Annotated in this window: 12 protein-coding genes; 1 reads left to right on the forward strand and 11 read right to left on the reverse strand. The window is 40.7% G+C overall.

What is annotated here, in order from left to right; translation table 11 throughout:
- Window positions 1-64: 64 nt before the first annotated feature.
- From HMPREF2979_RS06705 to add, 11 genes are all read right to left on the reverse strand, one after another.
- Window positions 65-1813 (reverse strand): ABC transporter ATP-binding protein, encoded by a 1749-nt coding sequence (locus tag HMPREF2979_RS06705; protein WP_070655760.1) that lies wholly within the window; start codon window positions 1811-1813, stop codon window positions 65-67.
- A complete protein-coding gene (locus HMPREF2979_RS06710) occupies window positions 1803-3542 on the reverse strand; it encodes an ABC transporter ATP-binding protein (RefSeq protein WP_070655762.1) in 1740 nt (579 codons plus the stop codon). The genes HMPREF2979_RS06705 and HMPREF2979_RS06710 overlap by 11 nt, the downstream gene beginning before the upstream one ends.
- A gap of 30 nt (window positions 3543-3572) precedes the next feature.
- The gene (locus HMPREF2979_RS06715) at window positions 3573-4184 is read right to left on the reverse strand and encodes a lysozyme family protein (RefSeq protein WP_037597899.1); all 612 of its coding nucleotides are present in this window, start codon (window positions 4182-4184) and stop codon (window positions 3573-3575) included.
- A 1-nt stretch (window position 4185) separates the two neighbouring features.
- Window positions 4186-5163: a nucleoid-associated protein gene (locus tag HMPREF2979_RS06720; protein WP_004182031.1), complete on the reverse strand. Its 978-nt coding sequence runs from the start codon at window positions 5161-5163 to the stop codon at window positions 4186-4188.
- Between the two features lie 5 nt (window positions 5164-5168).
- A complete protein-coding gene (gene glyA, locus HMPREF2979_RS06725; protein WP_070655764.1) occupies window positions 5169-6419 on the reverse strand; it encodes a serine hydroxymethyltransferase in 1251 nt (416 codons plus the stop codon).
- Window positions 6420-6550: 131 nt separating this feature from the next.
- Window positions 6551-6988: a GNAT family N-acetyltransferase gene (locus tag HMPREF2979_RS06730; protein ID WP_070655766.1), complete on the reverse strand. Its 438-nt coding sequence runs from the start codon at window positions 6986-6988 to the stop codon at window positions 6551-6553.
- 1 nt (window position 6989) lies between these two features.
- Window positions 6990-7601 carry an L-threonylcarbamoyladenylate synthase gene (locus HMPREF2979_RS06735; RefSeq protein ID WP_070655768.1) on the reverse strand — a complete coding sequence of 204 codons (612 nt, stop codon included), beginning with the start codon at window positions 7599-7601 and terminating at the stop codon, window positions 6990-6992.
- Window positions 7588-8421, reverse strand: coding sequence for a peptide chain release factor N(5)-glutamine methyltransferase (gene prmC, locus HMPREF2979_RS06740; protein ID WP_070655771.1), 834 nt, complete (start codon window positions 8419-8421; stop codon window positions 7588-7590). The genes HMPREF2979_RS06735 and prmC overlap by 14 nt, the downstream gene beginning before the upstream one ends.
- On the reverse strand, window positions 8418-9497 hold the full coding sequence (gene prfA / locus HMPREF2979_RS06745) for a peptide chain release factor 1 (protein ID WP_004182370.1): 1080 nt from the start codon (window positions 9495-9497) through the stop codon (window positions 8418-8420). Before prfA ends, prmC begins: the two co-directional genes overlap by 4 nt.
- Before the next feature lie 37 nt (window positions 9498-9534).
- Window positions 9535-10131: a thymidine kinase gene (locus HMPREF2979_RS06750; protein WP_070655773.1), complete on the reverse strand. Its 597-nt coding sequence runs from the start codon at window positions 10129-10131 to the stop codon at window positions 9535-9537.
- Window positions 10132-10314: 183 nt separating this feature from the next.
- A complete protein-coding gene (gene add / locus HMPREF2979_RS06755) occupies window positions 10315-11325 on the reverse strand; it encodes an adenosine deaminase (RefSeq protein WP_070655775.1) in 1011 nt (336 codons plus the stop codon).
- A gap of 173 nt (window positions 11326-11498) precedes the next feature.
- On the opposite strand from add, the gene yghU reads away from it, so the two are divergent.
- Window positions 11499-12287, forward strand: coding sequence for a glutathione-dependent disulfide-bond oxidoreductase (gene yghU / locus HMPREF2979_RS06760; protein WP_070655777.1), 789 nt, complete (start codon window positions 11499-11501; stop codon window positions 12285-12287).
- Window positions 12288-12335 lie beyond the last annotated feature (48 nt).

Here is a 12335-nt window from a genome sequence, read left to right on the forward strand (position 1 = left end):
CTTCGGAGCGAAACGGACTTAAAGTCACAAAATAAAAAAACAGAGCTTAAAAGCTCTGTCGGATTTAACTATTTTGTGTCTTTTGGGCCGTCTGCATACGATAGTACATTCCCTTAGCTTGCATCAGTTGTTCATGGGTTCCGTGTTCAACGATATCCCCATTATTCATGACCAAAATAAGGTCCGCATTTTCGATGGTAGACAATCGATGGGCAATGATGAAACTAGTTCGACCCTTCATTAATTTAGCGAAGGCCTCTTGAATGAGGAGCTCTGTACGGGTATCGATGCTAGAAGTGGCTTCATCCAAGATTAAGATTTTAGGCACATTGACAAATATGCGAGCAATGGTCAAAAGCTGACGTTGTCCCTGAGAAAGGGATTGTCCCGCATCATTCAAGTAGGTGTCATAACCTTGAGGCAACTGCTGAATAAAGAAATCTGCATTGGCAGCCTTGGCTGCTGCTATGACTTCTTCACGACTGGCTTCTGGATTACTATAGGCAATATTATCATGAATAGTGCCGACCTCAAGCCAAGTTTCCTGCAAAACCATCCCAATCTGTTTCCGAAGACTCTCACGGGTATAATCTGTAATAGGTCTACCGTCCAGTAGAATGTTCCCCTTGTCCAAATCATAGAAACGCATGAGCAGGTTAATCAAGGTAGATTTTCCCGCTCCTGTTGGACCAACAATGGCAACAGTACTTGCGGCAGGGATATCAATGCTCAAATCCTTGATAAGAGGTTTATTAGGCAAATAACCAAATTGGACATGGTCAAATTGAAAACGTCCCTGCACATCTGCTTCTTCCAAGACCACCTTACCTGTTTCTGTTATTTCCTCTTCATCCAATATCATATAAAGGCGATCAGCACAGGCCAAAGCACTTTGAAGTTCAGATAGAACAGATGAGATATCATTAAAAGGTTTCGTATACTGAGTCACATAATTTAGGAAGGTAGTCAATTGTCCCACTGTGAAAGCACCACCTGACATGATTCGATAGGCACCAACACCAGCAATGAGAGCATAGATCAGACTATTAACAAAACGTGTAGCTGGGTTAACCGCTGACGAATAAAAGATAGCACCCTGTGAATAATCAGCATACTTACCATTGACGTCTTTAAAACTCCTAACCATCTGGTCTTGAGCATTTAAACTCTGTACTAAAGCTTCTTGAGTCAAACTTTCTTCAATCAACTGAGTCTGCATGCCTCGCCATTTGGTTTGATTGCGATAGAGTTGGTAGCTCTTCTTTGCGATAAAACGTGCCACAAGCATTGACAAAGGCGTCATCACTAGAACTAAGAGCATCATGAACCAGTCTAAGCGAGCCATGGTAATGATTATGACAAAGATAGTCAAAAGCCCAACGAAAAATTGGTTAAAGACCATGAGAAGTCCGTTGTTTAACTGATCACTATCTGTAGTCACACGGCTAACCATGTCTCCAGTTCCTTGACGATCAAGGTAACTAAGAGGCATAGCATGAATTTTCATCATGACTCGTTCACGTAAACTTTCGCTATATGAATAAATCAATCGATTATAAATCAGAGGGTTAAGCCACTGGATTGCACTATTAGCTAAGATAACTACAAGCATCTGCCAAATTAAACGTGACATCAATAGAACGGCGTTCATCTTAAGAACAGCGTCCACTGCATCACCAATTAAGATAGGTAAGTAAACCGTTAAGGCAACTTGAATAATGGTCCCAACAGTTGCTAAGGCAAAGAGGTAACGCTGACTTAAGATATCTCTACTTAAACGTTTAAGCGTTGATTTATTATTTCTAGCCTTCATCAGCGACCTCCTTTTGATGTTGAGAATAATGAATGTCTTGATAGAGTTTATTTGTGGCAAGCAATTCTTCATGATTACCTAAGCCAACTTGATGTCCCTTATCAAGCACCAAAATTTGATCAACAGCTTTTAGACTATTCGTTCTTTGCGAAATAATAATCAAACTCGTTGATTTAAGATTGTCTCTGATAGCCGCTAGTAGGCGACTTTCAGTCAAGTAATCTAGGGCTGAGGTGGAGTCATCCAAAATCAAGAATGGTGCTGGTCTCATCAACGCACGCGCAATAGTCAAACGTTGACGTTGACCCCCCGAAAAATTACGGCCAAATGACTCAACTGGCTCATCTAAACCAAGGTCCTTATCCCTTACAAAATCAGCAGCCTGAGCCATGTCAAGAGCATGCCACAGTTCTTGCTCACTAGGTTCGTGATCAAGCCCTAATGACAAGTTTGAACGAATGGTTCCCCTAAATAACTCGGCTTTTTGCGGGACATAGGCAACCCAAGAACGCCACTCTTTAAGGTTTTTTGGTGATTTTTGATCTTTGAAAATAGCTAAAGAACCAATCTGAGGCTGATATAAGTTCATGATTAAGTTCACCAATGTCGATTTACCCGAACCTGTACCACCAATAATACCTAGTGACTGACCTTGAGTAAGACTGACATGAATCTCTTGGAGTGATGGCGAACTAGCCGTAGGATAGGTAAAGGTCATCTGATCAATAGCTAGCACAGTAGAAGCCTGACTAGAAGTTCGGACTTCTAATGGTGCTTCAATATCCTCATCTTGGAGTTCAAAAATAGCTTGTACCCGTTTTGCTGAAATAAAGCTTTGATTCAGATTGGTCAACATCATGGCTAATTTAAGAAGCTCCGTCAAAATTTGCAAGAGATAATTGACCAGAGCAATCAGCATCCCTTGAGACAAAAGGCCAGCTTGAATTTGCAGATTTCCTTGCCAAAGGATAGCAATCAAGGTCATATTAACAACCAAGAAAGTCAAAGGACTAATGAGACTTGCTATTACTCCTGTTTTGAGCTGCCACTTCTTCAAGTCTTTATTGACAGTAGTAAAGTTATCTAATTCACGCTCACTCTGATCAAAAGCCCTAATAACCCTCATACCTTCAAGTTGTTGACGCGTATTGGTAACAATTGATTCATTAATTACTCGAATCTTGGCGTATAAAGGATTGACGATGCGACTAGCTAGTACAATAATAAGGGTCAATACCAAGACCATGCCAAGAAACCAAAGGGTCAAGCGCGGACTGATTCGGAATGCCATAATAATGGCTCCTGTCACGATAATTGGTGCCCTCAAAAAGAGCCTCAAAAATTGATTGATGCCCGTTTGGATTTGAAAGGTATCACCAGTCAAACGTGTCACCAAACTTGACGTTCCAATCTCATCCCGCTTTTCCTTTGATAAACGCATGATCTTCGCATACAAATTATTGGTTAAACCTCGGGCATAGCCAACTGCTGCTCTGGATGAAAAATACTGTGCTGAAATAGCAACAACAACCCCAATAACGGCAAGTCCGAACAAGAGAAAAATCATCATAAACAGATGATTTTGGTCTTTATTTGGAATAGTTGTGTCGACAATTCCAGCAATTACTAGAGGGACCAAGAGTTCGAAACTGGCTTCGATTAATTTAAAAACGGGTCCCAGGATACTGTCTTTGACGTATCCTCTAAAATAAACTAATAATGCTTTCATTTGTCTTTCCTAAGTTTAACGTCCTCACTCTTAGAGGCGTGAGAACATACGCATCAAAAAGAGATTAAACTGTACTTCCTTAGCGTAGTAAATATTTCCGCCATTTGTATAAAGTTTTCCGCCACCATAATACATGGCAACTGGTTGGTAATAGGTGTATGTTTGCCCGCTAGTGTTTCCTAGACTCGGAGCAACGACATTTTTAGAGTAAGCCTTTGCGAGTTCGACGGTGTTCACTCCACCATTATCAGCCACATAATCGATATAGGCCTTACCAAAATTATAGGCTTGTACTGCTGTCCAAGGATCCACCTTATGGTGGGCAGCTTCTTCCAGATTTTCCGACAGCACCGTCACCCCTTGACGAATACTTTCTTTTCGATCTGTTATGGAGTTGGTCACCCCTGTAGAACTTTCACTGGACTGCATCACGTCATCTGTCTTCCCCTTGGTTTCTGTGTAGATCATAGCCAGAACCAAATCGACATTGGTTGTATTATCAATGTCGTCCTCTGCCAAAACCTCCTTAACCATGGATTCATAGGTTAAGACATGTTGAATATTGGCATGGATTCGATAGCATTGGATACCTATGATGAGGACTACGACAAAAACCGCCAGACGTCTTATCCATTTAAACATATTATTTATTGATGATATCCTCGATATTTTTGATGAGAATAGAGTAGGTGCCATCAGGATTTTGAATAAACTCAACACTATCAGCATCCTGATACACATTATTAGGCACAATTAACTCAATTCCGTTCGATAACGATAATTTTTGATTCTCCAATTTCTTAATTTGACGCGAATGGTCAATATCTGATACCGAGATAGGCTCAGGTATGGCCTCTTTGAGCTCATCAACGAAGGTCAAACGTGCTGTCAAATTATTATCAAAGAGTTGGTCTGCCAATTTTTCAGGTGATAACTCTTGGTCTTCTTCCAAATTATTGAAAATAGCAGATTTCATTTTTCCTTGAAAGTTAAAATCATCCTGATTAAAATTCTCGGCAATCTTCTGAGCAGTATCTTCAACCATCTTAATCGATTTCTTGACAGATTGTTCAGGCTGGACCTGCAACAGATTTTCAGAGAAATAATTGGCAAAGCTTCCATTATGTTTGATTCGCTTTTCAATCAAATAATACTGCTTACTACTACGATTGATTACCAAAGCTTCATCAGGTGTCTGGGCTGCAGAAGGCAAATTATTCTGTGACAATTGAATAGGATGTTGGCTATCTCCCAAAGAATGAATCAAACTATCCTTGAGAGCAATACGCAAGAAAGCAAAATACTCTTGCCCTTCTTTGTCAAACTGAATAAAGACCAAATCATTGGTCTTTTGATCTTCAGAAATGACAAATTCTTCCTTCCAAAGTTGGGCAATCTTAACTGAGCTTTCCATCAAATCATCTCCTAGATGACTGATGAAAACATTCTCTGCATCGAAATAACCACGTTTAGCCTCATCAGAGAAAACTTTAGAGAGTTTCTTTCGAAAATACTCATCTAAGCGTGGCGTTATTTCAAGAGGCCCTTCTGCTAAAACCAGCTCCGTATCATTTGGCGAAAACTGGTGAATGATAATGCGTTTAATATATAAATCTAACATAGTTTTTAATAGAGTGGGAAGGCATCTGTAAGAGCTTTAACTTCTCCTTGAATGCGCTCCAAAACTTCAGGTTTATCGTGATTTTCCAAAGCTTCAACCATCAATTCAGCAATTTTACGGCTCTCAGCTTCACCCATACCACGACTTGTAATGGCTGGACTACCAACACGGATACCAGATGTCTTGAATGGAGACAATTGCTCGTAAGGAATACCATTCTTGTTCAAAGTAATATTAACTTCTTCAAGAACGTTTTGTGCAACTTTACCATTTTCAACAACTTTAGTAACATCAACCAAGAAGAGGTGATTGTTAGTTCCACCTGAGATAACACGGAAATCTGGATGTTGATTGAAAACGTCAGCCATGGCAGCAGCATTCTTGATGACATTTTCCCCATATTCTTTAAAGGCAGGATCAAGTGCTTCTTTAAGAGCAACAGCCTTAGCAGCAATAACGTGTTCCAAAGGACCACCTTGCAAACCAGGGAAGACCGCAGAATTCAATTTCTTAGCGATATCTTCATCATCAGTCAAAATCAAACCACCACGTGGGCCACGAAGCGTCTTATGAGTTGTTGTAGTTGTCACATGTGCATGAGGAACTGGACTTGGATGATGACCAGAGGCTACAAGACCGGCAATGTGCGCCATATCTACCATAAGGTAAGCTCCTACAGCATCAGCAATTTCACGGAATTTAGCAAAATCAATGATACGTGAGTAAGCTGAAGCTCCAGCCACGATGAGTTTTGGTTGTACTTCTTTAGCTTGAGCAAGAATAGCATCGTAATCAAGGAGTTCAGTTTCTTTATCAACGTTGTAAGCCACAAAGTTATAGGTCTTACCAGAGAAGCTAACTGGTGCACCATGTGTCAAGTGACCACCCGCTGACAAATCCATTCCCATAACCGTATCACCTGGTTGAATCAAAGACATGTAAACTGCTGCATTAGCTTGGCTACCTGAGTGAGGTTGCACATTGGCAAATTTAGCTCCAAAAAGTTCTTTGGCACGCTCAATAGCAAGAGACTCGACCACATCAATCACGTCTGTACCACCATAGTAACGTTTACCTGGATAGCCTTCTGCATACTTGTTAGTCAAGAGTGTTCCTTGAGCAGCCATTACAGCTTTAGATACCACGTTCTCAGAGGCAATCAACTCAATATTGTTTTGCTGACGTTCTGCCTCAGCATCGATGGCGTTCCATAGTTCAGGGTCAAATGCTTTGTAATCTTCTTTATCAAAAATCATAGAGGTCTCCTTTGAGGTCTAATGGGTTTCAATCAACTCACCCACATACAGTCGGAAATTATCTCACACTTCCATATGTCTCTGTTAGTCATTTATTCTATGGTCAACTCGGGTAGAGCCGCCAATAGGTCTTATCCTTTTATCAATTTAATAAACCGTTTCTGCATCTTATCACAAGTATAACCTACTTTTTCATAAAATGCATGCGCACCCAGACGATGGTCAGCAGAATTTAAGCGAATAAACTCATAACCGCGTCTTTTTGTTTCTTGCTCCAACCCTTCAAGTAAAATTTTACCGATCCCCATCCCTTGTCTTTGAGGTAAAACTGCTAAAGCCAAGATATTAAATCCTGCATTGGAATAGAGACATTCATAAACCTCTGCATGAACGTAGCCAAGGAGTTCATGACTAGCATCATCTTTATAACCTAGTAGAAAATGATGTGGGTCTTTGGATAATCTAGCTAGTTGACTAGCCGTTTCCTCTGAACTAAAGGCATAACCTAAAGCCTCTTTGTTAATCTCACAAATTGCTTCAACATCTGTCGCTATTAAATCACGTAGCATGTTATACCTCCTCGAAAGGGATTTTTGGTAGCTTAGCAAGAATGTCTTCTTGAGTGATAGAACCTTGCCGTAAAATTTTCACCTTGTTGCCAGATAAATCCAAAATCGTCGAATCTACACCTAACAAGGCATCATCATCTTGATAGCCAGTCACCTGAAAATCAAATTGGTCTCTTATTTGGTCAAAATAACGACCACTAGCCTTCCCAGACTTATTGGCTGAGGGACCAATTAAAGGACCTTCCGCTTGGATCAACTCTCTAGTAACAGGATGGTCTGGTAAACGGAAGCCAACTGTCGCCAAGCCTGAATTAATCCATCTGGGGACTTTATCATTAGCTTTTAAAATGATAGTCAAAGGTCCAGGCAAAAAAGCATCATACAATTGTTTTAAATACTTGGGCTGCTCTTTTGAATAAGCCAGGATATCTTCATAAGAAGCGACATTCAAATTCATGGCTTTATCCCTAGGACGATTTTTTAGCTCATAAACAAGGTTCACAGCACTCTCATCCAAAGCCTTAGCAAATAGACCATAGACAGTCTCTGTAGGAAGAACGACTGCGCCACCGTCAGACAAGATTTCTCTTAACACTTTCTTATTTTTCATCATCCATCACGACCATTCTATCTTGTCCAAATTGGTCCTTAAGGACACGCACTCGCTTATCAGGAAAATGTAGAGACAAGAGTTTCTTCAAATCCTGGCCCTGCTTATAGCCAATTTCAAAGTAGAGCTTTCCACTAGGAGTCAAATACTTATCTGCCTCCTCAATAATCTGTCTATAAATGACAAGTCCCTCTTCATCAGCAAACAAGGCCATCTTTGGCTCGCTAGCCAAGACATTGATACCAACTTCGTTCTTATCATTTTCAGAAATATAGGGAGGATTTGACACAATGATATCAAAACTGCCAGAAATATTTTCGAAAACATCCGATTGAACAAAGCTGATGGCTACCTGATTTAGCTTAGCATTCTCCTGGGCAAGCTCTAGCGCATCCACTGATAAGTCACTAGCTGTTACTTGCCAAAGAGGGCAACTCTTTTTCAGGGATACCGAAATAGCACCACTCCCAGTTCCAATATCAAGAACCTTAAGCTCTGTGCTTGGGTTTTCCGCTAAGATCAAGTCCACTAGTTTCTCAGTTTCAGGACGTGGAATCAAGACACGCTCATCAACCTGAAAACGTAAGCCATGAAAGTCTTCATAGCCCAAGATATACTGGGCAGGCTGGTGATTCTTTAGTTGGCTAAATGCATAAGCTAATAGCTCAGCGTCCTCCTCTGAAACTTCCTGACGCAATTGAAGAACAAAATGAGTCAAGTCCCATTGTTTCAAACCACGATAAACAAAGGAAAGGGCCTCTGGCTCTTCTCCAACAGCCTCAAGCTGCTTTTCATAGTCAGCCAGAACATCCGCTAAAATCATTTGTTAAGCTCTTCCAATTTTTGAGTTTGATCATAAAGAACAAGAGCATCAATGACTTCATCCATTTTCCCAGCCAAAATCGTATCTAATTTTTGAAGGGTCAAACCAATACGGTGATCCGTTACACGGTTTTGTGGGAAGTTGTAAGTACGGATACGTTCTGAACGGTCCCCTGTACCAACAGTAGACTTACGCTCAGCATCTTGTTCATCTTGAGCAATCTGTGCAAAGTGGTCCGCAACACGCGCACGGATAATCTTCATGGCTTTATCACGGTTCTTCTGTTGTGTACGTTCTTCTTGCATCTCTACTTTGATTCCAGTAGGAATGTGAACCATACGAACCGCAGTCGCAACCTTATTGACGTTCTGACCACCGGCACCAGAAGCGTGATAGATATCGACACGAAGGTCCTTAGGATCAATTTCGTACTCTACTTCTTCAACTTCTGGCATGACCAAAACAGTTGCTGTCGAGGTATGAACACGACCTTGACTCTCAGTCACAGGCACACGTTGCACACGGTGTGCTCCAGATTCATATTTGAGTTTAGAGTAGACTGATTGTCCTGAAACCATGGCAACCACTTCTTTGATACCACCGACACCATTGTAAGAAGCTTCCATGACCTCGAAGCGCCAACCTTGTGTTTCTGCGTATTTTTGGTACATAGCTAAAAGGTCACCTGCAAACAAGGCTGCTTCATCACCACCTGCAGCCCCACGGATTTCAAGGATAATATTCTTGTCATCATTAGGGTCTTTTGGCAAGAGAAGAATTTTCAAGCGTTCTTCATACTCTTCTTTAGCGGCTTTGGATTCTTTGAGTTCTTCCTTAGCCATTTCTTCCAAGTCAGGATCACCACTTGCTTCCTTAATCATCTCTTCAGCGTCTGAGATACTTTGGATGACTTGCTTGTACTCACGGTAAGCTGTCACAGTTTCACGAGTATTTGCCTCTTCACGTGACAACTCCATGAAGCGTTTAGTGTCTGAAACGACTTCAGGGTCACTAAGCAATTCACCCAATTCCTCATAACGGTCTTCAACTGCTTGTAACTGATCATAAATATTCATTTGTTATCTTTACTCCTTATATAACTAATAGTCGTTTTTAGGACTTATTCAAAGGGATTATGTTTTCTTGAGGTGGATTAAACCAGTGCTTTCGGCAAACGGAGATATAACTCTCGTGTCCTCCAATTTGAACTTGTGCTCCCTCATAAACTGGCTTACCATCTTCCATACGAAGAACCATGGTTGCCTTTCTCGAGCAATAATGACAAATGGTCTTGATTTCATCAATCTTATCAGATAAAAGCAAGAGATACTTAGACCCTTCAAATAGATTGTTCTGAAAATCATTTTTGAGACCAAAAGCCATCACTGGGATATCTAACTCATCAACAATTCTTGCCAAATCATAGACATTCGCACGGGTCAAAAACTGAGCCTCATCAACTAAAACACAGTAAGGTCGTGGATCCATATTAGCAATGTAACCAAAAATATCCGTATCATCACCAATAGGATAGGCCTTCCGTTTCATGCCAATACGACTAGAGATATAGCCGACCCCATCTCGATTATCCAAACGACTGGTCAACAATACTACTGGTTTTCCTTGTTCTTCGTAATTATAGGCAACCTTAAGAATCTCAATGGATTTCCCAGAATTCATGGTGCCGTAGCGAAAATAAAGTTGTGCCAAACCAGTCTCCTCTAAAATATGTATTGTACTTATTTTATCATAATTCCAAGCGTAAAAGGGAGGGAGACTGAACAATTTTTGAAAAAAGTTCGCCTCTCTCCCCTATTTTATGATAGGTTTAACTGATGTTCCAAATGGCTCAATTTTATCACCTTTATAAAGTTTTACCAGTCTATTTACTTCTTATGAATAGGCTTTAGCCAATTTTTCAAGGAGTTCTTCTTTCTCCTCATTGCTAGCAAATGAAGCTTCAATTGCCGTCTTATTATGAGCATAGAAGTCTTGAACTGAGCTATCAAAATGCTTGTGATAGAGTTCGTACTCTTTGGTCAGGTTTGTATCAGAAACGGTACGATTGTCCGTATTAATAGTAATATTAGCACCTGCCGCTTTCATTTTTAGATAAGGAAAATCAGCAACTGTAACGGCAGCCTTGGTCTGGAGATTACTTGTTAAACATAACTCTCCTGTGACACCATTTTTGACAAACTCTTCCAAAAGCTCAGGCTCTTGAGCCAAAATCGTTGCATGGCCATTACGCTTAATTCCCATGGCAATAGACGCAGCCAAAAAGGCAGGGCATCCACACTCACCAGCATGGAAAGTCATCGGACGGGTGTAACTTTGGACTTGTTCAATCAAAGGTTTAATCGCTTTAGGTCCATAATGATGCTCATCTCCGGCAAAATCAAAACCAACAAAGTCACTATTTTCAACTTCATTTGCTTCATCAAGAATACGAGCCGTTAATTCTTGATCTGATTGGCGCATACCACAAACTAGGGCCTTGGCTACAATACCAAATTCTTCTTGAGCTTGACGTAAGCCTTGACAAACAGCATCGATGGTCTCAGCGACAGTCAATCCCTTATCCATTGACAATTCTGGAGCAAAACGCACTTCAATATAGATAACATTTTCAAGAGCAGCCTGTTTAGCGACATCATAAGCCGCAATAGTCAAAGCTTCCTTTGTTTGAAGCAAAGGACGAATATAATCAAAAGCCTCAAGATAATCTAGGAGACTCTCACAGGTAGCCGGTGCTGTCACATGGTGTTTGAGCTCCGTATCGTCCTCAGGTAACTCAATCTGTGCCAAGTCAGCTAGGTGACGAATGGTTTCCAACGATAATGAACCATCCAAATGGCAGTGTAGTTCTGTTTTAGCCAACTTATGAAAATCAATAGCAGTCATTCTTTTCTTCCTCTCTAAACAATATGTTTTTATCAGATAAAAATTAATTTTTACTATCTTATCATTCTTATAGAAAAAGTCAAGGTGTCGCGCCTAATCGGACGTAGTAGATTCTTGAAATGCCATTAGCATTTTGTTAGGATGTAACTATCAAGAATACAAGGAGAAACTTTATGTCTGACTATATTTTACCAGAAGTTTGGGAAAACCCAACCTCTATGGGAGGTGCCTGGGGTGGCCTCAATCAACCTACAGCTGGTGCACGTTTTGAACAAACTTTACCTAAAGGTGACCAACCTTTCCAACTCTATACTCTTCCAACACCAAATGGTATCAAGGCAACTATCATGCTGGAAGAATTGAAAGAACTTGGTGTAACTCAAGCAGGTTATGACGCTTATCGTATTAAGATTGGTGATGGTGACCAATTCGGCTCAGACTTTGTTTCAATCAATCCAAACTCAAAGATTCCAGCAATGATGGATTACTCTGAGGACCAACCGGTTCGTGTCTTCGAATCAGCTAACATCCTCCTTTACTTGGCTGAAAAATTCGGCAAACTCATTCCAACTGATCACGCAAAACGTACGGAAGTTCTCAACTGGCTCTTTTGGCAAACAGGTGCTGCTCCTTTTCTAGGTGGTGGCTTTGGGCACTTCTTCCACTATGCACCTGAAAAAATCGAATATGCCATCAACCGTTTTGCCATGGAAGCCAAACGCCAACTTGACTTGCTTGATAAAGAATTAGCAACCAAACCTTATATTGCTGGTGATGAGTACACTATCGCTGATATCGCCATCTGGTCTTGGTATGGTCGTCTTGCTCAAGATAAGATTTGGGATAAGGCTGGTATTTTCCTTGATGTTAAAGAATACAAGCATCTTCAAGCTTGGACTGAAAAAATTGCCAACCGTCCAGCGGTTAAACGTGGACTTGAAGTTGACTATAAAGAGATCTAATTTTTATAACGGTTTGCCTAGGCCAACCGTTTTTCTATTGTTTCATGA

It is taken from the genome of Streptococcus sp. HMSC078H12 (genome assembly GCF_001814615.1).
GTDB classification, from domain to species: domain Bacteria; phylum Bacillota; class Bacilli; order Lactobacillales; family Streptococcaceae; genus Streptococcus; species Streptococcus salivarius_F.